We start from the raw sequence: 22,088 nt of genomic DNA on the forward strand, positions 1-22,088 counted from the left end.
CCTACTGCAGGGTGACGCCCCCCGGCACCATCGCCAGCAGATGCTGTTGCGGCCAGTGGGCGGCGATGCCGCGCTCTGCCAGCCGCCATTGCAAAAAATCCACGTCATGACGACGGCGGTCCAGCAGCAGGCCGACGACGCTGCCGCTGTGCGCCACGTTGAGGCCATACAATCCTGCGCTTTCCACCAGCTCCAGCAGCGCGTCAAACCCCGGCTTGGGCAACAGCTGCTGGCTGGCGATGGCGCTAATAGTGGCCGCTTCGCCCAGCAGCTGCGGGCTGCCATGCTGGCAGGCCTGCTGCACTTTCTCCCACGCCAGCTGCAGCCGGGAGGCGTTAGCCAGCAGACCCGCCTCGCGCGGCAGCTGATGGTAGTCGGTGGTACGCAGCGTTAGCGGGCTCTCCAGCACTAACAGGTCGAGCGCCGGTGGCGCAGGGCAGGCGATTTGGGTAGCGGCGGTATTATGATCGAACAGCGTCAGTTGGTGGAACAGGGTGCTGTCGGTGGGCTCCAGCGCGACGCACAGACGCGCCAGCGTCGGCTCATCCAGCGCGTGGCCCAGATGATGGGCGGTGGCCACCGCGGTGGCGGCGATATCGGCGGTGCTGCTGGCCATCCCTTTGGCTACCGGGATCGTCGAGTGCAGGGTGATGCGGATCTGCTGACTCAGCGCCGCCGGGTAGCCCCAGTGGGCCAGCAGTTGGTCGACCATCGCCCGCGACAGCGGCCGCTCATCGTTGCGCGGTTTGCCGGTCTCGACCTCGACGGTGCTGTACCAGTCCACCGGGCAGGAGATCAGCTTCTCGCTGCCGAGGATCCAGCCCTGGATAAGTTCTCCGCACGAGGCGGGACATTGTGCAACGGCCACGTTTTCACCTTTCCGCTTACCTTCGCCAGGGCGCATAGTGGCACGGCGACCCGCCGGTTACCATGATTCTCCGCAAAGGGGAGAGGCGTCGTTTAGGCTGGTACCGCCAGCTCGCGCGCCTGCGGCAGCGCCAGGCGCATCACATCGCGGGCGATCATCAGCTCTTCATTGGTATTGATCACCGCCACTTTGACCATCGCATTTTCGGCCTGAATAAAGGTGGCGTTGTGCTGGTTTTTCTCTTCATCGACCGAGAGCCCGAGGAAATTCAGGTTATGGCAGATGGCGCTCCTGGCTCGGGCGGAGTTTTCGCCGATGCCGCCGGTAAAGACCAGCGCGTCGAGGCCGCCCATCTGCATAATATAGCTGCCGATGGTGGCGCGAATGCGCTCAGCAAACAGCGAGAGCGCCAGGGCTGCCTGACGATTACCGCTGTCCGCCGCCTGCTCGACATCGCGGTAATCGTGCGAGATGCCGGAAACCCCCAGCAGGCCGGATTCGTTATTCAGCAGCTGGTTAAGCTGTTCCGGCGTTTTGCCCTCATGCAGCGCCAGCCACGGTAAAATTGAAGGGTCGATATCGCCGCTGCGGGTGCCCATCATTACCCCGGACTGCGGCGTAAAGCCCATTGAAGTGTTAACCGAACGCCCGCCTTTGATTGCGCAAACGCTGCTGCCGTTGCCGAGATGACAGCACACTACGCGCAGAGCGCTCAATGGCACGCCCAACTTCTCCGCCAGCGTCGCGCTGACGTACTTATGGCTGGTGCCGTGGAAGCCGTAACGGCGAATGCCCAGCTCGCTGTAGTAGCGCCACGGCAGCGGATAGATAAAGGCGCGCTCATCCAGCGTCTGGTGAAAAGCGGTATCAAACACCGCCACCGACGGCGCGTCGGGCAGCAGCTGGCGGAACACTTTGATGCCTAAGGCATTTACCGGGTTATGCAGCGGGGCCAGCTCTGCCAGGCGCTCGATTTCCGCTAAGGTTTCATCGGTGACCGGCGTCGAATCCTTAAAGCGCTCCCCGCCGTGCGCCACGCGGTGGCCGACGCCATCGATATCCTGCAAACTCTGGATAATCCGATGGTTGAGGAGCTTTTCAAGCAGCAGGGTGACGGCTTCACGGTGATCGGCGATCGGCGCCGTCTCCTGCCATTTCTGCTCCGGCGTTTTGAGAGTCACCTGGGCGTTTGCCATGCCGATACGTTCGATTAATCCCTGGCAGAGCATGTCGCCCTGCGGCATCTCCAGCAGCTGGAATTTTAACGATGAACTGCCGGCGTTAATGGCCATGATTTTGTAAGACATAAAGGTTCCTTCGAATTCAGAAAATTCAGCACGGCATCAAGACCCGAATTATTCAGCGCGCTGGTGATAAAAATTTGCCGGGCACCAGCCTGCCTGAGCCACTCGCCGATCAGCGATATCCGCTGCGGGTCGGCGAGGTCAGCTTTGGTGACCAGGCCAATCGTCGGACGGTTCATCGGGACGGTAAAACCCGGAGAAAACGGCGACCACTGGGCGTCGGCATTCAGCACCAGCGCGATAACGTCGGCCTCGCAGGCGCTGGTCAGCAGGGCGCTATAAAGGCAGCGGTTCTCCAGATATTCGCCCGGCGTGTCGATGGCCATCGGCGACCATTCAATCGCCTGAGTTTTCTTGTAATGGAGCGCTTCGCCGCGTAGACCCTGGGTAAGCGAGGTTTTCCCGCACTGGCTGGGGCCGATAAGCATCAGACGTTTCATTGCGCTACGTCCGGGTGATCGTGCAGGTAGTGAACTGCATCATTTCGCCCAGCGTGCGCGTCACCTGCTTGAGGGCATACTCGACGGCGGAAACGTCGCCGGTCAGCACCACGGCGCCGGTAAAGCGGTCAAGAAAACCAATCTCTACCGCGCCGGATTTGGTGGCGATATCGCAGGCGATAATCGACGCCTCGCTGGGCGTAATGGTGAGGATGCCAATGGCGGATACCGCATCCTGCAGGCCCAGCTTCTTAAAGAGATCTTTCCCTGGATTGGCAATCAGGTGCGCGAGGGTCACCTGTTTTCCGGGAACATATTCCTGAATCATGCGATCCGTTGTTGGCTGCCTTTCCATCATCCCTCCACCATCTGTCGCCACATCGCTTCATGCGGGCGCGGGATCACCGAGCGGTAAACCAGCAACCCTTTTTCGCCCGCGCTTTCGCTGGCAACCGTCACCGCGTTGTTGACATCAGAAACGTCGCCCGCCACCACCATGTAGCATTTACCGCCGATGCCGAAGGCCATATGCACCCGCACCAGGGTGACGTTTGAGCCTTTTACCGCCCGGTCAGCGGCGCTGATGCAGGCCGCCACGCTCCAGGTTTCGACGATACCTACCGCCTGGCGCTTATCGACGATATTCAGGCCGCTGATGGCCGGAAGGACGCTGGGATGAATATTCGCCAGCACCAGGCTGTCGACGAGCATCTCGCCAGCCTGGGACGTACCGGTTTCAATGGCCTGCTGGATAGCGCCGATATCGCCGCCGAGCATCAGCAAAAACTTCCCCGGACAGATGGTCTTACTGACCAGCAGATTAACGTTGGCGCTTTTCAGCATCGCATCGCCGAGTTCCATCCCTTTGGCAATGCTGGTGAGTTCTAAAATTCCTATAGCCTGAGACATGGTTAACCTCTTACCACCGTGATGGCCTGTTCGCTGATGGCCGTAACAACGCCATCAATGCTGGCGTGAACCGGCGCGCCTAATGCGCCTGCCGGAATATCGGCAACGCATTGTCCGCGCGTAACGCGTTCCCCAACCGCAACGTTGGGCACCGCGCCGGCGCCGATATGCTGGCGCAGCTGCAAAGTCACTTTTTCTACCGATGGTTCGTCTTCAACCAGCGGCGCCTCCTGGTACCAGGAGCTTAATCCCAGTTTGGCGATCAATCGCTTCACCGGTACGAGGCGGTATTTCGCCATTTCGTCGGCAGGATACAGCGGCCCTTCATAGCGCTGGTTTTGCGCGCGCAGCTCGCGTTTCAGCATGCGGTTGATGCGCATCGGCGAAATGCCGACCGGGCAGGCCACGCTTTCGCAGACGTTGCACTCCGAGCAGGTGAGGGCGCTAAGCAGCAGCTGCGGCGTAGCGGCCTGATGAAAGTTCACTGCCCGCACCAGCAGGTGCGGAGAGAGTTCGTGGCCGATCAGATGCCGGGGGCAGAGATCGGTACACAGCCGGCACTGCTCGCAGACGGTGCGAGCCACGGAAAGCACCGTGCGTTCGTCCTGCATTCTCCGCTGAATAAGCGGATGGCTTTTCGGCAGCACCAGCAGGCCGCCGGTGGTTTTGGTCACCGGGTTATCGAGAGAGGTGATCAGGCCGCCCATCATCGGACCGCCGTTAATAAAACCGGGGTCATCGACCGTCGCGCCGCCCGCCAGCGCCAGCACTTCGCGCAGCGACATGCCGATGGGGACCGTGACGGTCAGCGGTCGGGCGACCGCGCCGTTAACGGTCAGCGTACGGCGAGTGACCGGAAACTGTTGTTCAACCGCCCGGGCAATATTGAGGACCGTTTGCACGTTATTGACCACCACGCCTACGCTGGCCGGCAGCGCGGCGGGCGCGACCCGGCGACCGGTTGCCAGCCAGATGGTCAGTACTTCATCGCCCGCGGGATAGACATCCGGCAGAATATGCAGACGGATACCGACAGGCAGCAGCGGGGTAAGGGCGTCGATAGCCCGGCGGTATTTTTCTTTCAGGGCAATGACCCCTTCGCGCGCGCCGGTTGCCGTCATCGCGTACTGCACGCCGCGCACAAGGCGCGCAGCCTGCTGCCATATCAGCTGCTGGTCGACCTTGAGCATCGGTTCGCACTCGGCGGCGTTGACCAGAAAAATCTCTACCTGCGCCTGTAGCTTAACGTGGGCGGGAAACCCCGCGCCGCCCGCGCCGACGACGCCTGCTGCGCCCACGCGCTCGCGGATTTCATCGGCGCTATGGGAGATTTCAACGCTGTTGATGGCGGCGCTCATAGCAGTTCCTCCAGCAGTTCGCGAATTTCCCCGGCGCTAGCCGGGCGCGGGTTGGTGCGTAGCGTGACGTCCGCCAGCGCGGCCTGCACCATTGCCGGAATACGCGCGGAAAAGTCGGATCTTCCTTCTTTAAGCGCAACGGCCAGTGAAGGCAGCGCACAGCTCTGCTTGAGTCGTTCGATCTGCTGAATCAGCGCATTGATCGCTGTGACGTCGTTGGCCTCTGCCGGGCAAAAGCCGCAGGCTTTGGCCAGCCGCGCATAGCGTTTGCCAGCGCGGGGAACAGCGGCGTTAAAGCGGATAACCGTGGTTAACAGCAGCGCGTTTGCCAGGCCATGCGGCAGATGAAACTGCCCGCCAAGCTGGTGGGCAATAGCGTGATTAAGCCCCAGTCCCGCCTGGCTGAAGGCCATCCCGGCGAGGGTTGAGGCGTTATGCATTTTCCCGCGCGTCGCCACGCAGTCACCTTTTTCCACCGCCGTGGGCAGATACTGGAACACCAGTTTGGCGGCTTTTTCCGCCAGCGCGTCGGTAAAGTCGCTGGCGTGCGGCGAAACCCACGCCTCCAGCGCATGGGTCAGCACGTCCATGCCGGTGTTGGCGGTAATATGCGGCGGCACGCTGACCACCAGCTCCGGGTCAAGGATCGCCATATCCGGATACAGCGCATTGTTGAACAGCGGGTACTTAATGCCTTTATCCGGGTCGCTAATCACGCAGGCGCTGGTCACTTCCGAGCCGGTGCCGCTGGTGGTTGGTATGGCCACGCAGGTTTCGATGTTGATGCCGCTCTGCTGGCTGAACCAGACGATAGCTTTCGCCGCGTCCATTGCCGAACCGCCGCCGAAGCCGATGACCACCTGCGGACGCAGGGCCTGCATTTGCGCAATCCCCTGCACCACGGTATGGATAGTAGGGTCCGGCGTTATCTCGCTAAAGACGCTAATGCGGTTATCTGCGGGCAACGCGTTACGCAGGGTATCCAGCAGCGGCGAACGCGCCAGAAAGCCATCGCAGATTATCCAGATGTGCTTATTGGTAAAGCGCTTGAGCACCGCCAGACTGCCCTGACCGCTGTACAACCGCGTTTGTAGTGAGAAAGTATTCATCGCGACCTCGGTTAGCGGATGGAAAAGCCGTTGGTCAGCACGCAGCGCCGGGAGCGGGCAAAGGTGCGCGCCGAGGTTGTCCCTTCACCGGTTGGCGTGGCAATGGTAAAGGTGGTAAAACCTTCGCCGCCGACGCCGATCCCGGCATAGGAGGGGCCGTTCTTGACGAATATCGAGGTTTGCAGGGTGCGGGCCGCGAGGTTCAGGCGCGACACGTTCTGCGAGTGCATAATGGCGGTATGATGCAGCCCCTCTTCAACCTTGAGGGCCAGCGCCAGCGCGCTATCGAAATCGCAAACTTTCACTACCGGCAGCATCGGCATCAGCTGTTCGCTGGTGACCCACGGGTCATCGGCGTTGACGATAGCAATCAGCAGACGCGGCGCTTTCGCCGGCACGGCGATCCCGGCCGCTTCCAGCATGGCCGACGGGCTTTTGCCGACCAGTTTTTTGTTCGCCTGGCCTTCTGGCAGGCAGGCGGCGCGGAGCTTGTCGGTATCGGCCGGGCTCAACAGCAGCGCGCCGAAGGTTTGCATTTGCTGCACCAGGCGTTCAGCCACGCTCTCCACCACAATCAGGCTCTTCTCGGCGATGCAGGGCAGGTTGTAATCGAACGAAGCGCCGTTGATGATATCTTCCGCCGCCTTCACCAAATCCGCCGTTTCATCAACGATACAGGGCGGGTTGCCCGCGCCAGCGCCAATCACCTTCTTACCGCTCTTCATGCCCATTGCCACAATACCCGGGCCGCCGGTGATAGCCAGCACCGCGATGCGCGGGTGGGCCATCATCTGCTGGGTCGCTTCAAAGGTTGGTTCCGCTACGGTGACCACCAGATTGCGGATGCCGCAGCAGCGGAAAACAATCTCTTCAATCAGGCTGATGAGCTTGAGAGAGACCTTTTTCGCTCCCGGATGCGGGCTGAAGTAGACGCTGTTGCCCGCCGCCAGCATGCTGATGCTGTTGTTGATGATGGTTTCCGTCGGGTTGGTGCTCGGCGCGACGGAGCCGATAACGCCAAACGGCGAGTATTCAAAGAGCACCATGCCGCCGTCGCCGGTCAGCGCGGTGGTGGTGAGGTCTTCCACGCCCGGCGTGTTGTCGAGCGCGGCCTTGTTTTTCAGGAATTTATCTTCTTTGTTGCCCATTCCCGTTTCATTGGCGCTCTCTTCCGCCAGGCTCGCCAGCAGCGGCGTCAGCTCCTGACGTATTGCGCTGATGATGGCGCTGCGGGTTTTTAGCGGGCACTGCTGATAACGTAAGAACGCCTGATGCGCGGCATCAATGGCCTCGCTGACGGACTGGAAAATCCCTTTGTCCTGCGGCTGGGCCGGCGTTTGCGCTGGCGTGGTTAATTGCTCGCTAAGAATAGTGCGAATCAGGGTTTCGAGTTCAGAAGTATTCATTGATGTGTTCCCACGTTAATGGCCGCAATGGCGGTCTGTGCGATATCCATGTCCTGTTCAACGCTGCCGCCGCTGATGCCAAGACCCCCAATTAATAAGCCGTCGCGCCACAGGGCGTAACCGCCGCCAAAGGTGACCACTTTTCCCTGTAAATGCGTTTCGAGGCCGTAAAGCGCCGCGCCCGGCTGAACGACATCGCTCAGCTCATGGGTCGCCGTTTTCATCGCCACCGCGGTCCAGGCCTTTTTCGGCGCCAGTTCGCTGCTGACCAGCAGGGCGTCCGGCATCCGCCAGGTGACGGTTTCCGTACCGTGGGCATCAACGATGCTAATCACCACCGGCACCTGAAGCTGCTGCGCGCGCTCAACCGCGGCGCGGGTGAGCTGGTGCAGATCGTGGAATGAGAGCGCCACGGGCGTCGTCTCCTTGCTGTGGCTCGGCTGGCTGGCGGCCAGATAGCGCCTGCTAACCTCACGAATAATATTGTTCTGGTGCGCATCGCTATCTTCCGCGCGGGCCATGGCGTACAGGCAATCTGATAAGCGGTTGATGTAGCGCATCAGCACCTGGCGTACGTTGACTTCCGCCGCCAGCTCAACCAGACGGCGTTCGGCGCGGCGGGCCAGCGTGCGGGCAAAATGCAGGCGGCTCGCGGCTTCGCAGCGGCCGGGTAAAATAAAGCTATGCAGCGGTTCGACGCGGGCCATGGCCCGATCGATGGCGGCTTCCAGGGCGGAAATCTCTTCGCTGCTGATGTAGCGCTGTTTGGGCGACGGCTGCTCGCTGTCGCTGGCCAGTTCTGCGCTAAACCAGAATATTTGCTGCTGGATGGCTTCGAGCAGGGCGCGGTGATTTTCATCCGCGGCGGCGCAGGCGCAAAGGCTCAGCGCGGCGTTCAGTTCGTCCAGCGTGCCGTAGGCTTCAACCCGCGGGTGCGTTTTGCTCACCCGCTGGCCGGTAAAGAGTGAGGTGGTGCCAGCGTCGCCCGTTCGGGTATAAATCGCCATATTCGCTCCTTAACGTGAAAGCGTATCGACAATGCCGACAACGGCGAGGTCGATGGCCTCGTTTGGCCCGGAAAAAACGTGCCTGGCGCTGGAGCCGCCGCTGAGCAAGACCAGCTCGCCGATCCCCGCGCCGACGGAATCCACGGCGACTTCATCGCCGGAGGTGGGGGAGGCGGGGAGTTCGCCATCGGCGCTGACCCGCCGCACCAGCAGCAGCTTTTTGCCGATCAGGGAAGGCGATTTTTGCGTGGAGACAACCGCGCCCGTGACTCGTGCCAGATGCATGATTTACTCCTGCTTAATGAATTGAATATGCCGCGCCTGTGCCGCTTCGCGCGCCAGCGCGGTCACGATGCATTTGCGGTGGATAACCAGACGCCCCTGGCCCAGCTGCGCGACGTCGCGATAGCTCAGCACTGAACCTGCATGCAGGATCAGCGGCAGTCCGCGCTCGTCGGTGAATATAACCGGCAGGCGCGCCAGTTTTTTGAGCGGGATAACCGGCAGCAGCTGGCTGTGCAGGGTGAGCTGCACGCGGATGCCGAAAGCCAGCGCCTCGTGAATTTTCCGCGCCGCGGCATCGTCGGTTTCCGCATCAGCAAGCTGAGCCAGCAGCGGCAGGTCAACGAGCAGAATGCGCAGCGAGGCGTGCTGACAGAACAGCGCTGGACAGTCGGCATCACGGAGCTGCGCAACGCTCAACGTCGCCGTGCTATGGGCGCGACGCTGCAGCCGGGAGACAATCTCCTCCACAATGCGCTGCAGAATTTCGCCGTTCATCGCGGGCCTACCAGCCGGGCAAAGGCCTGCGGGTTATCAGCGCCGGCGGCGTTGGCTTCATCGGTATCAATGTGCATTTCGAGACGCATGTCCGGTGAAACGCGAACCGCCACGTTGTTGAAGATCAGCCCGCGCTCGTCGCCTTCAATGGCCACCGAAACCATATCGCCGTGCGAGACCCGCAGGATCAGCGCATCGAGCGGCGACATATGGATATGCCGCTGTGCGACGATAACCCCTGTCGAGAGTTCTAGCTCGCCAAAAGGGCTGACCAGACGGATGCCCGGCGTCCCCTTCAGATCGCCGGACATTCTCAGCGGCGCCGCCATCCCCAGGGTTCTGGCATCGGTACGCGAGATTTCCACCTGGCTTACCGAGCGCAGCGGGCCGAGCAGGCGCACATTTTTAAGCTGCCCCTTCGGCCCTACCAGGGTGACGGTTTGCTCCGCAGCGTACTGTCCCGGCTGCAGCAGCGCTTTTTTCTCGCTGATGGGATGACCGGGAAACAGGCGTTCATAATCCGACGCCGACAGGTGGATATGACGATTTGAAACCCCCAGCGGAATGGGCCGCAGACGCATCTCGTCGAGGACTTTACTGACCGTTGATTCGAGAAGCTGTTTATCCATTACGCTTCACCTCGCTTGCCGGGATGAATGCAAAGGGTGCGCGGCTCGCCCTTCTGGCGCGGACATTTTGGATCCAGGCACAGGTTGCAGCTCACCACGCCTTGTTGCTGGAGGGGCTCTTCTGCTGGCGCTTCAGAAACGACATCAGCCGTCTCTGACTCTTCAGGCTCAGGTTCCATGACGGAGGGTGGGGGAGCCTCTGCTGGCAGGATCCCTTCTCCGGGTCTGGCGATGACTTTATGAGCCACCAGACCGTTTCGCTGTTCGGCAAACTGTGCACCGGTGGTGATGGCCGCCTGTACTGAGGCCACATCACCGGTAATTTTAATGACCATCCAGCCTGAACCATTGGTCTTTTCGAGGGCGACCAGCGTGATAGAAGCGGATTTCGCCATGATATCGGCGCAGCTAATAGCCAGTGCCAGACCACAAACTTCAAGTAATCCCAGTGATTGCTTCACGCGGTGCTCCTTATTCGCCATCAATCAGGCTGATTTCGGTAAAATGGCCTCAACGTCGCTGTGCGGACGCGGGATCACGTGGCAGGATTTCACTTCACCCACCACGCTTGCCGCCGCGCTGCCCGCATCCACCGCCGCTTTGACCGCGCCGACATCGCCGCGAACCATGACGGTCACCAGACCCGAGCCAATTTTTTCGTAGCCGACCAGCTGCACGTTGGCCGATTTCACCATGGCATCGGCGGCTTCAATGGCGCCTACTAACCCTTTTGTTTCAACCAGTCCCAGTGCGTTATTCATACTGCTGTTCTCCTGTTGCTTAGCTATTCAGATCCCGGAAAGGGATCCCTTTGACCAGCCGTGCCGCGTTATTACCGGTGTTGCGGTGGGCCTGACTGTCCTGATGATGCATCAGCGTAAAAAGCGGCGCCGATGCGGGTAAATTCTTGTAGTGCACGACCAGCGTATGGCGATCGCAGGCGATGCCCACCAGCAGCGGCGAGCTGCGCGCCGCCTGCCAGGCGCTGTCCACGACATCCCCGGCCGGGTGATGCTGGAGCAGGAAAGGAATGCCTTCCTCTTCGATACCCAGCAGCACTTCGCGCCACAAGCCATCGCAGCCGTCGATGGCGGCGATCACAATAGCCGGGGCGCTGTGATTACTGTCCATGTGCAAACTCCTTATGCCAGGAGAGAATCAGCCCGGTAGCTACCGCGTTTCTGGGGCCTTCGCTGCCGCGAATATTTCCCCGCCCGGCCACCAGGCGGTAGTGCGCCAGCGCATCGGTGACCAGCTGCGGAACTTCGAAATCCAGCGACGAGCCACCGACCAGCACCACGAACGGAATATCGCGAATGTTGCCGGTCGGGCTGACCTGACGCAGCGCGCGCAGGGCGTTGGTGACAAAGACCCGCTCTTTGGCGCTGCGGCGAATAGCGCGCACTTTTTCCAGCGCTAAGTCGCCGGGTAGCGGCACCAGTTCGTCCGGTTTCACCACGCAGACGCGGGCGAATACGGCGGGGGGCAGCGGCGTGGAGAAGAACTGCACGCTGCCGTCCTCGTGGCGTAAATGAAACAGACTTTCCACCTTCGCCAGCGGGTATTTCTTGATCTCTTCCGCCAGATAGCGGTCTTCCAGCCCCAGCTCGCGGGCAATGATCATCGTCACCATATCGCCAGCTCCGGCGAGGTGAGTGGCGATGATTTCGCCTTTGGGGTTGATGATGGAGGCATCGGTGGAGCCTGCGCCCAGGTCGAGGATCGCCAGCGGACGCGTGGTGCCGGGGGTGGTCAGCGCGCCGAGAATGGCGGCTTCGGCCTCTGCGCCGCCGATCTGTACGTCGATATTGAGCTTCTGCTCGATCTCGCGGGCAATCATCGCCATCTGCAAACGGTCAGATTTCACCATGGAGGCGATGCCCACGGCCTGCTCCAGCGAGAACTCCCCGGCAAGACCGCCGGTGACGCTCACCGGAACCGAGGTGTCAACGGCCAGCAGATCCTGAATAAAAATCTCGCTGCTGGGCTTGTTGGTCAGCTCGGCCATGGTCTGGCGCACATGCTCCAGCATGCCGCCGATATTGGTCCCCGACTCGCCGGTGACGTTATCGAGTTTGCCGCAGCCGTCGACCGCTTTCATGATGGCTTCGGCTCCGGCGGCGACATCCACGCGCACGCTCCGGCCCTGGGCCAGCAGCTCAAGGTTACCGGCGGGTATCGCGCGCGCTTTGACGTCACCGGATGGCGTTTTGACCACCACGGCGGAACGGTTGCCAATCAGCGCGCGAGCCATCGGCACGATGTTTTTCGTCTCATCGGCGTTGAGGTTAAATACGGTGGCGATGCCGTAGGGGTTAGAGAGCGTTTCGATGACCTTCCCCGGGACGGCGACCTCAATTGCCGCCAGCATCCCCAGCGGAATGCGGTCGATGTACAGCACTTCGTCAACGATCGGCAGCGGTTTTTCCAGCCGGTTGCTGACCAGCACGCCATCGTCACGTTGCAAAATGACGCCGGTAATCTGATATCCGGCGCGCAGGGAAGCGTTAATCACGCTGGCGATATCGGCAAAGTCAAACGCCGACGACACCACCAGGATATAGGGCGCGTCCGCCGGGCGGGTTAACAGCTCCTGCGGCGTAATGGTGATGCCCACGCCAAGCCCCGCGCCGCCGGGCGTTTTCGGGTTATGGCCGATCATGGTTGATTCGGTGATGATGGTTTCGGTAATGGTTTCCATCGCCACATCGCCAATCACCGGCGTGGCTTCGTTAATGCGGATGAGCGAAATATCGCTGACACTGATCCCCGCGCGCTTTGCGACCAGCGCGAGGGCCTCCTGAATGCCGAACACGTTACGCAACGTGCCTTTGATCCCGGTGGTTTCCGCCAGCGCGCTGTGCGTAATCGTCAGCGCGCCAGCCTCATTCAGGGTCGCCAGGGCGACTTCCGTCGATGAGTTGCCGATATCAATGCCAGCTATATATCGCATCACATGCCCCTGTAATTAATCGTCGCCCTTGAGTTTTTTACGCTCGACGTACAGCGTTGCCGCTTCGCGAACGAAAGCGGCGCAGATCTTCGCCTGGTAGCGGCTTTCGAGATCGTCGGCGATCGTCAGCAGCTCCTCTTTCGTCGAGCGATAGGGGCGGAGGGCGTTGTAGATTTCAAGAATGCGATCGTCCGGTACCGCGGTCAGTTCGGCGGCGCGTTCGAAGTTCATCGCCAACCGGTCGCGGCCCGCGTCCCTGGCGATAGAAGCCTGTAAGCGCAGCGTTTCCGGGGTAATACGCATATCCTGAGCGGTGACTTTATTGCTCAGCACGTTTTCCAGCGTAAAGTCGTCCAGCGTTTTATTGGTGGCGGTTTTCACCCATTCCGGGTGCTTATTCGCCAGCGGGTAGTCGCTGACCTTTGCGCTACGGGGCGCGCCGCCAGCCGCCGGAGCCGCCGCTGGCGCCTCGCCCTGCAGGCTGTTCATACGGCTTAATACGTCGCGCACCATCGATTCAATTGCGTCGGTATTCATGGAGTTATCCTTTATCAAAGCGCCACGCGCAGTTCCTGCGGGTTTTTGCCCGTCACCACGTACTTGGTCTCTTTAATGTGCAAAATGGCCGATTTCGCCTGGTATTTTGGCCGCGCCATCTGGTCGTTCAGCGTCGGGACCGGCTGCGGCGATTCGCGTTTCGCATAGCGGGCGGCGTTCTTACCAATCTGACGATAGGTTTCCAGGGTCAGCAGCGGCGCCTGGGGGAACAGCTCCAGGTTAGAGAGCGGCGGCAGGCCCTGCTGGTGGATAACGGTGGTGCCTTTTGACTGGATGCCGATAGAGATGCCGGAGCCGCTCAGGCGGTTGCCTTCCACCGCCACAAAGGCGACATCCGAGGATTTAAAGCAGCGGATCACGCGCGCCTTAATGCCTTCTTCTTCAATACCGGCAATCACTTCGCGCAAAATGCTCTTATGCGGTATGCCGACGATATTGACGGTCTGCGCCAGGCCGAAAGCCGGGCCGACGGCGATAATCACTTCGTCCTGCTGCGTGCCCTGACGCGCTTCGCCGACTTCCGTCAGGAAGCCGTCGGCAGCAGGCGCGGTTGCCTGCGGCGCAGTCGAGGCCGCCGGCGCATGAAACGAGACCGGTTTATCGCTGCCCTTCATTTCGCTAAGCACTTCTTCAATTATCTGGCGCAGCAATTTTTCATTAATTTCCATTTCTCACCCCTTAATCAATCTCGTTGGGATCAAGAGCGCCAGGGATGTTTTTAATCTCTTCCCAGCGTTCGCCCTGCAGGCGATAGCCTGTTGCCGGACCGGCATAATCGTTAACGTCGTTGACGGCTGATAGCACTTGTCCGTCGCCGACGATGATTGCGGAGGTATGCAGATAGTCCCCGGTCAGCTTGGCTTTCTGGATGTTGAGCATGTCCTGGGCCACGTCGGTGAACCCGCCCTGCGCCAGCGCTTTCACCACCTCCAGGCCGTTGCGGTTTTTATTGATGATCTCCTGGGCGAACTTGATGTCTTCGACGATGTTGCGCTCCGGCATATCTTTCGAACCGTGGGCGTAGGTCGCGGCTTCCACTTCTTCATCGGTAATCGGCGGCAGCCCCATTCCGGCAAACACGGCCTGCAGCGCGCGGGCGGCTTTGTTACGGATGGCGATAACATCTTCTTCGCGAACCGGACGCAGACCGCCGTCGACCTTCAGGTCGCGCTGGATAACGTTGTAGTCGTCAAAGTCTTCGGCATCTTCGTTGGAACCGGCGAACATGTTGTCGTAGTTCGGCACCGCGGAATAACCGGAGGAGATAAAGTCGGTTCCCGGCAGGAACTGCATCAGCAGGCGCGCGGTACGACGCATATCGGAGTGGGTGAAGGTCTGGTCGTTACTGGAGGCGCACTCCAGATCCAGCGACGAACAGATCAGGTTTTCCGCCAGCACCGCGCGAATGCCTGACGGCACCGCAGACGGTACGCCGATGCAGCTTACCGAGCCGTTTTGCAGCCCCTGAACGCCGGCGGCTTTGGTGATGTAGATGCAGCGCGCTTCCAGATAAAGCATGGATTTACCTTCGGCGTAGCCCATCTGCACTTCGGAGCCGGAGCCGGAGGTGAAGCGCATTTTCAGGCCGCGAGAGGCGTAGGAGGAGGCGAGGAAGCCCTTCGACCACGGGGTGTCGTCGCCGTCGGTAAAGACCGGTTCGGTACCGTAGACGGAGATGGTTTCGGCGTAGCAGGTGTGGCCCAGCATGCCGAGCTTGAGCTCGGTGGCTTCTTCCAGCGAGCACTGAGTCAGTACGCCCGGGCGGCCTACCTGCGAGCCGACCAGCAGCGCGATGGCGTTAAACGGCGCATAGCGCGCGACTGCAACCGTGGTTTCCTGTTCGTCAAATCCGCGCCATGCGCCTTCGGCGGCGTCGGCGGCAATCTGTACCGGGTTATCTTTGACGTTGGTGACGTGCGCCTGCTGGGACGGGGTGCGGCGGGCGCGCATTTTCTGCATCGCCATCATCATCTCAACGACGTTCATATGCGAAACCACTTCGACAATTTTTGCCGGCGTCATCGCGGTGGTCAGCGGGACGATTTCGCTACGCTTGACGTTCGGATCGCAGAGCATATTGGCCAGTTTGACCGAATCCATCGCCATCACTTCTTCGGCGCGATTCAGGTTGATACCGTAGCGGGCGATAAAGTGGTCGATCAGGTCAAAATCGCTCACCGGTTTCCCGTCCAGCTCGGTCACCGCGCCGTTAACGATTTTTATCGACGGTTTCGGATCGTTCGGGCTTTCCATCGCGATAAAGCCTTCTTCGATCCACTCCTTAACGAAGCCGTCCTGATTCACAGGGCGTTTCGCCAGTGCTTCAAATCTTTTCGATCTCATGAATCAGCCTCGCGGGTATCAGATGTAGGAGGGGCGATCGTTTTTCGGTTCAGCACCGAGGGTCGCAAGGACGGTTTTACCGATTTCGCGCGCGGAGGTGACTGCCTGGCGGACCGCGCCGGAGTCGCCGGAAATCACCAGGATGGCTTCGTTACTGAAGCTGGTGCCGTGCGCCGGAGAGCTATACGCCACGACTTCTACGTTGGCTGACTTCAGGGCGGTATCGGCCATCAGCACGCCAACGGAGGCCGGTGCGCCGACGATAATGCCGCAGGCGCGGCCAATCGGCGCGCCGAAGGCTTTTTCCAGGGCGTAGCTGGCGCGGGCGGTGTACTGCAGCTCGATATGTCCGGCTTCATTGCCGTAAACATCGCCAAAGGTGCGATCGAGCTCTTTCAGGGCGACTTCGATACCGCGCTTAACATCGGAAACGTCGTTGCCGCCTAAAATAATCAGCGAACCGTGGCCCGCGCCGCCTTTGGTATCGCGTGGAAGCTCAATGCTGACCACTTCGGTGTTGGTGGCTTTCACCGCTTCGTCCGCCGCCATAATGTGCGGGCCTGCGCCGGTGCGGGCGCCGAGAATGCCGATGGAGCGATAGCGTTTTTCAAGCTTCATCGCGTCCAGCAGGGCGGTATCGACGTTGGCGATCACCAGGCCCAGGGTGTCGCCAATGGCGGTCCCGACAAATTCCGTTAAACTGCAGCTTTTTTCTGCCATAGCTGTCTCTCGTATTGGATGGTTTTCAGTAGGGATGGCCTGCTGTTCCGGCGTTGCCACACGGGCAATCACCTGAGCCATGATCTGTTCAACCAGCTCATTGCTGCTCATTGGCTAATTCCCTTCGGTAAGATTTTTTCTACATCGGTGTGAGGGCGTGGGATGACGTGTACGGCTTTCACTTCTCCCACGTTACGTGCGGCGGCGGCACCGGCATCGGTGGCCGCTTTCACCGCGCCAACGTCGCCGCGCACGATGACGGTGACCAGCCCGGAGCCAATCTTTTCATAGCCCACTAACATCACATTGGCTGACTTAACCATTGCATCAGCGGCCTCTATGGCTGCGGTTAAGCCTTTGGTTTCTACCATTCCTAGTGCTTCTTGTTGCATAAAGACCTCGCATGGAGTGTTCCGATAGTGGGGACTATAAGAAGATGCGAGGAAAAAGAATGGCTGACTTCAATGTGATGGTGAAAAAATAGTGGGTATTGGATAATATAAAATTGTCTTTTATTTATTTAAGTGTTTGATGTTAATTAATATTTTTATTTGTGTTGATGTGATTATCTTGTTTTGTATATTCCATATTTACAAATTTGTTCATGACGATTTCAATTTTATCTGCTATGCGCGAGAAACTGATTTGTGATGTTTGTTGGAAAACGATGAGCTGGTTTTAGCAATATTTTTGCATGCCATGGTGGTGGCATAATGGCGAAAGCCGCGCGTGAGCAATGCAATTCTGCGTTATTTAATGACAATAATTTGTTATTGATGCCCGAATTTTCCGGAGGCTGCCGTCAGCAGGTTGCCAACAATTTGCGGACGGGAGTTCATATAGTGGTGCCCGTTGTACTCTACTGCCAGCAGGATGTTGGCTGGTCAGGACACGAACTCTGCTAAGAAGGTGTCATAATGAATGATTCGTTAAAAGCGCAATGTACCGCCGAGTTTTTGGGCACCGGGCTATTTTTGTTTTTCGGCATCGGCTGCCTGAGCGCGTTAAAGGTGGCGGGAGCCAGCCTCGGACTGTGGGAGATATGCATTATCTGGGGGCTGGGGATCTCGCTTGCCGTGTATCTGACTTCGGGGATCTCCGGCGGCCATCTCAACCCGGCGGTGACCGTCGCGTTATGGCTGTTTGCCTGCTTTCCCGGACGAAAAGTTTTCCCCTATATCGTTTCACAGGTTGCCGGCGCCTTTGGCGGCGCGGTGCTGGCCTATGTGCTGTACAGCACGATGTTTACCGAGTTTGAATCCGCCCACCATATCGCGCGCGGCAGCGTAGAGAGCCTGCAGCTGGCGAGTATTTTCAGCACCTACCCGGCGGCATCGCTGAGCATCTGGCATGCGGCGCTGGTTGAAGTGGTGATCACCTCCATGCTGATGGGGATGATTATGGCGCTGACCGACGACGGCAACGGCGTACCGAAAGGGCCGCTGGCCCCGCTGCTGATCGGCCTGCTGGTGGCGGTCATTGGCGCTTCAACCGGGCCGCTGACCGGTTTTGCGATGAATCCGGCGCGTGATTTTGGGCCGAAGCTGTTTACGTGGATGGCGGGTTGGGGCGATATCGCGATGACCGGCGGAAGGGATATACCGTACTTTATTGTGCCGATTATTGCGCCGCTGATCGGCGCCTGTCTCGGCGCGGCCATCTATCGTTATCTGATTGGTAATAATCTACCGTGTAATACCTGTAAATTAGAGGATTAATGCATCCGCTGAAATAGCGAAAAATTTTCATGAACCGGTATCACGAACTGGCTAAAAACGTCTCCCACGGATGGGAGACTTTTGCTATCGTAATATTCTTTTATCGTTGGCGGTAAATGATGATGAAAGGAAGTGAATATTAAAGAAATGTTTTATTTATAACAAAAAATTAACTGAGAGGTTTTATCATGATTTCTGCGAGCACACTGAACTCAGAACTCATTAATAAAATCGCACAGGATTTTGCGCAGGCCACCAGTCTGGCGGTTGTGGTTGTCAATATTCACGGTGATGAAATATCTGAACTGTTTAACTTCACCCCTTTCTGCCAGCTGATGCGCCAGCACCCCCAGCACAGCTCCCGCTGTCGCATGAGCGACCGCTGCGGCGGCCTCGAGGCCTCGAAAACCGATGCGCTCTGTATCTACCGCTGCCACGCCGGGTTAACCGATTTTTCCATTCCGCTGGTTATCGCCGGGCACCTTGTGGGCTTTGTGCTCTGCGGTCAGGTTCGTCTGAGCAACGATATCGAACTGGTGGACATCCTTAACGTGGATGACCGCTGGCAGGACGATCCGGCGCTGGTTCAGGCGTTCCGCGATGTGCCTGAGATGGACTATTCGCGGGTTATCGCCTCTGCGGATCTGCTCAAGCTGATCGTCGAGAATTGCCTGAAAAAACAGCTTAACTTCGTGGTTATCAAGGATAACCCGCCGCAGAACGACCCGGCGCAGAGCAGCCGGGCGGCCTCGCCGCACGATGGCAAAATGAAGAAGGCGCTGCGCTATATCGACGCGCATCTCTCTGATGAACTGCGTCTGGAGGAGGTGGCGGCGCACGTCTATCTCAGCCCGTACTACTTCAGCAAATTGTTTAAAAAATATCAGGGGATCGGCTTTAACGCCTGGGTCAATCAGCAGCGGATGGCGAGCGCAAAAGAACTGCTTTGCCACAGCGACTGGAGCATTGCCAGCATTGCGCGGAATTTAGGTTTTTCGCAAACCAGCTATTTTTGTAAAGTGTTTCGCCAGACCTATCAGGTAACGCCGCAGGCGTTTCGTCAGCAAATTAATGCCGGATCACAAACTGAGTCATTTTAAATGACAATATTTTGCTATTGCCGATTTTTGATATCCCGGAGTATCTTCATCATTATAAAATGAAAAAAACGACAGTAGAGCAATAAATTGTCATAGCGCAACAAAATAATGATATTCGAGGGATAAACTACACCAGTTTTTATTTTTGTGATGGGATAGAGTGTCCGTTAATACGAGACCGATGATTATTCAAAACCGCTTCACTCCGCAGGCGTCATTCTGGCGGGGATAAGGCGGTAAAAGTAAGCTTGAAACATTAACCGCCGATGCAGGGCGCATCGGCGAATAAAACCGACAGGTTCGACACCAGTTTGGTGTCAGGGAAGGGGGTGTCAATCCCCCGCAGCCCCCGCTGCTGTGATGCTGACGACCCCGTAAAAACCACTGATCGTAAGATTGGGAAGGGCGGGCGAGAACGAAGCTAAGCCAGAAGACCTGCCTGCCGGTAACAGACCAACAACTTCGGTGGGAAGTGGGTGGCTTAGCGGTGCGTGGTCGCAGGACCAGGCATGCGCGCAGCTATACTCTGACCACCTGAACAGGACAGGGTATGGCAACCAGGCGTGCGTTCATTCTTGCGGGTACCGGTAGCGGTTGTGGCAAAACCACCGTGACGCTCGGCCTGCTCAGCTTGCTCCAACAGCGCGGTTTGCGGGTGCAACCCTGTAAAGTGGGGCCAGACTATTTAGACACCGCCTGGCACACCGCCATCAGCGGCGTCGCCTCCCGCAATCTCGACAGCTTTATGCTTCCCGCCCCGATACTCAACGCGCTGTTTGCCGACCAGCTGCAGCAGGCCGATATCGCAGTCATTGAAGGGGTGATGGGCCTCTATGACGGCTACGGCACCGACCCCAACTACTGCAGCAGCGCGGCGATGGCCAAACAGCTTGGCTGCCCGGTGATTTTGCTGGTGGATGGCAAAGCGGTCTCGACCTCCATCGCCGCCACGGTGATGGGCTTTCAACATTTTGATCCGGCCCTCAATATCGCCGGCGTGATCGTTAATCGCGTCAACAGCGACACCCACTTCCAGCTGCTGAAAAGCGCCATTGAGCGCTACTGCCAGGCGCCGGTGCTCGGTTATGTGCCGCGCGTGGAAGGCGTGGCGCTGCCCGAGCGGCATCTGGGGCTGGTGACCGCCCGCGAGTCGGTGGTTAATCAACAGGCATGGCGGGATTTTGCCAGCCTGCTGGGGCGCACCCTCGACATCGACCGGCTGCTGTCCCTCAGCGAACTGGCGAACCTGCCGGCCGGCGAGTGGGGGGAGCAGCTTGCCGCCGACGCCGGCGAAGGGCTGACGCTGGCCCTCGCCGACGACGAGGCCTTCAATTTTTATTATCCCGATAACCTGGCGCTGCTGGTCCGCTGCGGCGTGAAGATCGTGCGCTTTAGCCCGCTGCGCGATCGCCAGCTGCCGACCTGCCAGATGATCTGGCTTGGCGGCGGCTACCCGGAGCTGCACGCGGCCGGCCTGTCAGCCAACCAGGAGATGCTGGCGCAGCTCCGCGCGGCGCACCGGCGCGGGGTGGCGATCTACGCCGAGTGCGGCGGCCTGATGTATCTGGGCTCCGCCCTGGAGGTCACCGGCGGCGAGCGCTATGCGATGGCGGATATCATTCCCGGCTACAGCCGGATGGGGACGCGTCTGACCCGGTTCGGCTACTGCGAAGCGCAGGCGCAGCAGCAGACGCTGCTGGCCGCCCCCGGCGAGTGGCTGCGCGGCCATGAATTTCATTACTCCGATTTTACTCCCGCCACCGCCGCCGTGCTGGCCTGCCGTAAACAGCGGGACGGCAAGACGCTTCAGCAGTGGCAGGGAGGATGGCAGTCCGGCAGCGCCTTTGCCAGCTATCTCCATGTCCATTTTGCCCAGCGACCCACCATGCTCAACCACTGGCTGCAGGCGGCAAGGAGGACGCTATGACTCTTCTCGCCTGGTGTGTGGCCTGGATACTCGATGTCGTCATTGGCGATCCGCCGCATTGGCCGCATCCGGTGCGCTGGATAGGTCGTCTGATCAACATCAGCCAGTGCGTGGTGCGGCGGGTCTGCCATAGCGAGCGGGCGCTGCGCATTGGCGGCGGGGTGATGTGGCTGGTGGTGACCGGCCTGACGTGGGCTGTGGCCTGGGGCGTACTGGCGCTGGCGCGCGGGATCCACCCCTGGCTGGGATGGCTGGTGGAGGTATGGATGATCTTCACCGTGCTGGCGGGGCGCTGTCTGGCGCAGTCGGCGCGGGACGTCGAGCGACCGCTGCGCGCGGGGGATCTGGCGGAAAGCCGTAGCAAGCTGTCGTGGATTGTCGGGCGCGACACCACACAGCTCCAGCCGCAGCAGATTAACCGCGCGGTGGTGGAAACCGTGGCGGAAAACACCGTCGACGGCATTATCGCGCCGCTCTTCTTCCTACTGCTCGGCGGCGCGCCGCTGGCCATGGCCTATAAGGCGGTCAACACCCTCGATTCCATGGTCGGCTATAAGCACGAAAAATACCGGGCGATCGGCATGGTCAGCGCCCGTCTTGACGATGTGGCCAACTTCCTTCCCGCCCGGCTGAGCTGGCTGCTGCTTAGCCTCGCCGCCGTGGTATGTCGGGAAGATGGCGCCCGGGCGCTGCGGACGGGCTGGCGCGATCGCTATCAGCACAGCAGTCCTAACTGCGCCTGGCCGGAAGCGACCGTCGCCGGCGCGCTGGGGATCCGCCTTGGCGGCCCGAACGACTACTTCGGCCAGCGCGTTGAAAAACCCTGGATAGGCGACGCCGTCCGCGACATTGCGGTGGACGATATTTCCCGAACCATTCGATTGATGTGGGTGGCGTCAACCCTGGCGCTGGCGCTGTTTATCGGCCTGCGCTACTGGCTGGTCGGCGCGGCCTGAGGA

At 59.6% G+C, this 22,088-nt stretch carries 25 protein-coding genes and 1 riboswitch; of the genes, 4 read left to right on the forward strand and 21 right to left on the reverse strand.

Annotation, left to right across the window (positions count from 1 at the left end):
* Position 1: 1 nt before the first annotated feature.
* From KHQ24_RS11815 to pduA, 21 genes are all read right to left on the reverse strand, one after another.
* Entirely contained in the window at positions 2–868 is an 867-nt protein-coding gene (locus tag KHQ24_RS11815) for an L-threonine kinase (protein ID WP_032447002.1), read from the reverse strand.
* 92 nt (positions 869–960) lie between these two features.
* A complete protein-coding gene (locus KHQ24_RS11820) occupies positions 961–2,175 on the reverse strand; it encodes an acetate/propionate family kinase (protein WP_053810908.1) in 1,215 nt (404 codons plus the stop codon).
* Positions 2,130–2,612 (reverse strand): propanediol utilization protein PduV, encoded by a 483-nt coding sequence (pduV, locus tag KHQ24_RS11825; RefSeq protein WP_064189505.1) that lies wholly within the window; start codon positions 2,610–2,612, stop codon positions 2,130–2,132. Before pduV ends, KHQ24_RS11820 begins: the two co-directional genes overlap by 46 nt.
* 4 nt (positions 2,613–2,616) lie before the next feature.
* Positions 2,617–2,967 (reverse strand): propanediol utilization microcompartment protein PduU, encoded by a 351-nt coding sequence (gene pduU / locus KHQ24_RS11830; RefSeq protein WP_004205469.1) that lies wholly within the window; start codon positions 2,965–2,967, stop codon positions 2,617–2,619.
* Positions 2,967–3,521 carry a propanediol utilization microcompartment protein PduT gene (pduT, locus tag KHQ24_RS11835; protein ID WP_043520850.1) on the reverse strand — a complete coding sequence of 185 codons (555 nt, stop codon included), beginning with the start codon at positions 3,519–3,521 and terminating at the stop codon, positions 2,967–2,969. Before pduT ends, pduU begins: the two co-directional genes overlap by 1 nt.
* A gap of 2 nt (positions 3,522–3,523) precedes the next feature.
* Positions 3,524–4,879 carry a cobalamin reductase PduS gene (pduS, locus tag KHQ24_RS11840; protein ID WP_211777291.1) on the reverse strand — a complete coding sequence of 452 codons (1,356 nt, stop codon included), beginning with the start codon at positions 4,877–4,879 and terminating at the stop codon, positions 3,524–3,526.
* On the reverse strand, positions 4,876–5,988 hold the full coding sequence (pduQ, locus tag KHQ24_RS11845; protein WP_181352200.1) for a 1-propanol dehydrogenase PduQ: 1,113 nt from the start codon (positions 5,986–5,988) through the stop codon (positions 4,876–4,878). The genes pduS and pduQ overlap by 4 nt, the downstream gene beginning before the upstream one ends.
* An 11-nt stretch (positions 5,989–5,999) precedes the next feature.
* Positions 6,000–7,394 (reverse strand): CoA-acylating propionaldehyde dehydrogenase PduP, encoded by a 1,395-nt coding sequence (gene pduP, locus KHQ24_RS11850; protein ID WP_211777292.1) that lies wholly within the window; start codon positions 7,392–7,394, stop codon positions 6,000–6,002.
* Positions 7,391–8,401: a two-domain cob(I)yrinic acid a,c-diamide adenosyltransferase PduO gene (pduO, locus tag KHQ24_RS11855; RefSeq protein ID WP_211777293.1), complete on the reverse strand. Its 1,011-nt coding sequence runs from the start codon at positions 8,399–8,401 to the stop codon at positions 7,391–7,393. Before pduO ends, pduP begins: the two co-directional genes overlap by 4 nt.
* Positions 8,402–8,410: 9 nt before the next feature.
* On the reverse strand, positions 8,411–8,686 hold the full coding sequence (pduN, locus tag KHQ24_RS11860) for a propanediol utilization microcompartment protein PduN (RefSeq protein WP_000549823.1): 276 nt from the start codon (positions 8,684–8,686) through the stop codon (positions 8,411–8,413).
* Between the two features lie 3 nt (positions 8,687–8,689).
* Positions 8,690–9,181, reverse strand: a complete 492-nt coding sequence (gene pduM, locus KHQ24_RS11865) for a microcompartment protein PduM (protein ID WP_062914402.1) — start codon at positions 9,179–9,181, stop codon at positions 8,690–8,692.
* Positions 9,178–9,810 (reverse strand): phosphate propanoyltransferase, encoded by a 633-nt coding sequence (locus tag KHQ24_RS11870; protein ID WP_211777294.1) that lies wholly within the window; start codon positions 9,808–9,810, stop codon positions 9,178–9,180. Before KHQ24_RS11870 ends, pduM begins: the two co-directional genes overlap by 4 nt.
* Positions 9,810–10,292, reverse strand: a complete 483-nt coding sequence (locus KHQ24_RS11875) for a BMC domain-containing protein (protein WP_085955473.1) — start codon at positions 10,290–10,292, stop codon at positions 9,810–9,812. The genes KHQ24_RS11870 and KHQ24_RS11875 overlap by 1 nt, the downstream gene beginning before the upstream one ends.
* A 3-nt stretch (positions 10,293–10,295) precedes the next feature.
* Positions 10,296–10,571 (reverse strand): propanediol utilization microcompartment protein PduJ, encoded by a 276-nt coding sequence (gene pduJ / locus KHQ24_RS11880; RefSeq protein WP_001057755.1) that lies wholly within the window; start codon positions 10,569–10,571, stop codon positions 10,296–10,298.
* Positions 10,572–10,590: 19 nt separating this feature from the next.
* Positions 10,591–10,941, reverse strand: coding sequence for a propanediol dehydratase reactivase beta subunit PduH (gene pduH / locus KHQ24_RS11885; RefSeq protein ID WP_004205479.1), 351 nt, complete (start codon positions 10,939–10,941; stop codon positions 10,591–10,593).
* The gene (pduG, locus tag KHQ24_RS11890; RefSeq protein ID WP_211777295.1) at positions 10,931–12,763 is read right to left on the reverse strand and encodes a propanediol dehydratase reactivase alpha subunit PduG; all 1,833 of its coding nucleotides are present in this window, start codon (positions 12,761–12,763) and stop codon (positions 10,931–10,933) included. The genes pduH and pduG overlap by 11 nt, the downstream gene beginning before the upstream one ends.
* A 15-nt stretch (positions 12,764–12,778) precedes the next feature.
* Positions 12,779–13,300, reverse strand: a complete 522-nt coding sequence (gene pduE, locus KHQ24_RS11895; RefSeq protein ID WP_004205482.1) for a propanediol dehydratase small subunit PduE — start codon at positions 13,298–13,300, stop codon at positions 12,779–12,781.
* Positions 13,301–13,314: 14 nt separating this feature from the next.
* Positions 13,315–13,989: a propanediol dehydratase medium subunit PduD gene (pduD, locus tag KHQ24_RS11900; RefSeq protein ID WP_043520824.1), complete on the reverse strand. Its 675-nt coding sequence runs from the start codon at positions 13,987–13,989 to the stop codon at positions 13,315–13,317.
* Positions 13,990–13,999: 10 nt separating this feature from the next.
* A complete protein-coding gene (pduC, locus tag KHQ24_RS11905) occupies positions 14,000–15,664 on the reverse strand; it encodes a propanediol dehydratase large subunit PduC (protein WP_004105132.1) in 1,665 nt (554 codons plus the stop codon).
* Positions 15,665–15,682: 18 nt separating this feature from the next.
* Entirely contained in the window at positions 15,683–16,495 is an 813-nt protein-coding gene (gene pduB, locus KHQ24_RS11910) for a propanediol utilization microcompartment protein PduB (RefSeq protein ID WP_004205485.1), read from the reverse strand.
* Positions 16,492–16,776 (reverse strand): propanediol utilization microcompartment protein PduA, encoded by a 285-nt coding sequence (gene pduA / locus KHQ24_RS11915; RefSeq protein WP_001183618.1) that lies wholly within the window; start codon positions 16,774–16,776, stop codon positions 16,492–16,494. The genes pduB and pduA overlap by 4 nt, the downstream gene beginning before the upstream one ends.
* A gap of 525 nt (positions 16,777–17,301) precedes the next feature.
* Here pduA and pduF point away from each other — a divergent pair.
* The 4 genes from pduF (at position 17,302) to cbiB (ending at position 22,085) form a co-directional block, all read left to right on the forward strand.
* Positions 17,302–18,102 carry a propanediol diffusion facilitator PduF gene (gene pduF / locus KHQ24_RS11920; protein ID WP_004105118.1) on the forward strand — a complete coding sequence of 267 codons (801 nt, stop codon included), beginning with the start codon at positions 17,302–17,304 and terminating at the stop codon, positions 18,100–18,102.
* A gap of 188 nt (positions 18,103–18,290) precedes the next feature.
* Positions 18,291–19,202, forward strand: a complete 912-nt coding sequence (gene pocR, locus KHQ24_RS11925; protein ID WP_004205486.1) for a transcriptional regulator PocR — start codon at positions 18,291–18,293, stop codon at positions 19,200–19,202.
* Positions 19,203–19,481: 279 nt separating this feature from the next.
* A riboswitch (cobalamin riboswitch) is annotated at positions 19,482–19,660 on the forward strand.
* A gap of 92 nt (positions 19,661–19,752) precedes the next feature.
* Positions 19,753–21,129, forward strand: coding sequence for a cobyrinate a,c-diamide synthase (locus KHQ24_RS11930; protein ID WP_048325584.1), 1,377 nt, complete (start codon positions 19,753–19,755; stop codon positions 21,127–21,129).
* Entirely contained in the window at positions 21,126–22,085 is a 960-nt protein-coding gene (cbiB, locus tag KHQ24_RS11935; RefSeq protein ID WP_048295502.1) for an adenosylcobinamide-phosphate synthase CbiB, read from the forward strand. Before KHQ24_RS11930 ends, cbiB begins: the two co-directional genes overlap by 4 nt.
* Positions 22,086–22,088 lie beyond the last annotated feature (3 nt).

The organism is Klebsiella sp. 54, assembly GCF_018223875.1.
Classification (GTDB): Bacteria; Pseudomonadota; Gammaproteobacteria; order Enterobacterales; family Enterobacteriaceae; genus Klebsiella; species Klebsiella quasipneumoniae.

Coding starts and splice junctions, on each gene's coding strand:
- KHQ24_RS11820 (WP_053810908.1), bottom strand. CDS start 2,175: ATGTCTTACAAAATCATGGCCATTAACGCCGGCAGTTCATCGTTAAAA.
- pduV (WP_064189505.1), bottom strand. CDS start 2,612: ATGAAACGTCTGATGCTTATCGGCCCCAGCCAGTGCGGGAAAACCTCG.
- pduU (WP_004205469.1), bottom strand. CDS start 2,967: ATGGAAAGGCAGCCAACAACGGATCGCATGATTCAGGAATATGTTCCC.
- pduT (WP_043520850.1), bottom strand. CDS start 3,521: ATGTCTCAGGCTATAGGAATTTTAGAACTCACCAGCATTGCCAAAGGG.
- pduS (WP_211777291.1), bottom strand. CDS start 4,879: ATGAGCGCCGCCATCAACAGCGTTGAAATCTCCCATAGCGCCGATGAA.
- pduQ (WP_181352200.1), bottom strand. CDS start 5,988: ATGAATACTTTCTCACTACAAACGCGGTTGTACAGCGGTCAGGGCAGT.
- pduP (WP_211777292.1), bottom strand. CDS start 7,394: ATGAATACTTCTGAACTCGAAACCCTGATTCGCACTATTCTTAGCGAG.
- pduO (WP_211777293.1), bottom strand. CDS start 8,401: ATGGCGATTTATACCCGAACGGGCGACGCTGGCACCACCTCACTCTTT.
- pduN (WP_000549823.1), bottom strand. CDS start 8,686: ATGCATCTGGCACGAGTCACGGGCGCGGTTGTCTCCACGCAAAAATCG.
- pduM (WP_062914402.1), bottom strand. CDS start 9,181: ATGAACGGCGAAATTCTGCAGCGCATTGTGGAGGAGATTGTCTCCCGG.
- KHQ24_RS11870 (WP_211777294.1), bottom strand. CDS start 9,810: ATGGATAAACAGCTTCTCGAATCAACGGTCAGTAAAGTCCTCGACGAG.
- KHQ24_RS11875 (WP_085955473.1), bottom strand. CDS start 10,292: ATGGCGAATAAGGAGCACCGCGTGAAGCAATCACTGGGATTACTTGAA.
- pduJ (WP_001057755.1), bottom strand. CDS start 10,571: ATGAATAACGCACTGGGACTGGTTGAAACAAAAGGGTTAGTAGGCGCC.
- pduH (WP_004205479.1), bottom strand. CDS start 10,941: ATGGACAGTAATCACAGCGCCCCGGCTATTGTGATCGCCGCCATCGAC.
- pduG (WP_211777295.1), bottom strand. CDS start 12,763: ATGCGATATATAGCTGGCATTGATATCGGCAACTCATCGACGGAAGTC.
- pduE (WP_004205482.1), bottom strand. CDS start 13,300: ATGAATACCGACGCAATTGAATCGATGGTGCGCGACGTATTAAGCCGT.
- pduD (WP_043520824.1), bottom strand. CDS start 13,989: ATGGAAATTAATGAAAAATTGCTGCGCCAGATAATTGAAGAAGTGCTT.
- pduC (WP_004105132.1), bottom strand. CDS start 15,664: ATGAGATCGAAAAGATTTGAAGCACTGGCGAAACGCCCTGTGAATCAG.
- pduB (WP_004205485.1), bottom strand. CDS start 16,495: ATGAGCAGCAATGAGCTGGTTGAACAGATCATGGCTCAGGTGATTGCC.
- pduA (WP_001183618.1), bottom strand. CDS start 16,776: ATGCAACAAGAAGCACTAGGAATGGTAGAAACCAAAGGCTTAACCGCA.
- pduF (WP_004105118.1), top strand. CDS start 17,302: ATGAATGATTCGTTAAAAGCGCAATGTACCGCCGAGTTTTTGGGCACC.
- pocR (WP_004205486.1), top strand. CDS start 18,291: ATGATTTCTGCGAGCACACTGAACTCAGAACTCATTAATAAAATCGCA.
- KHQ24_RS11930 (WP_048325584.1), top strand. CDS start 19,753: ATGGCAACCAGGCGTGCGTTCATTCTTGCGGGTACCGGTAGCGGTTGT.
- cbiB (WP_048295502.1), top strand. CDS start 21,126: ATGACTCTTCTCGCCTGGTGTGTGGCCTGGATACTCGATGTCGTCATT.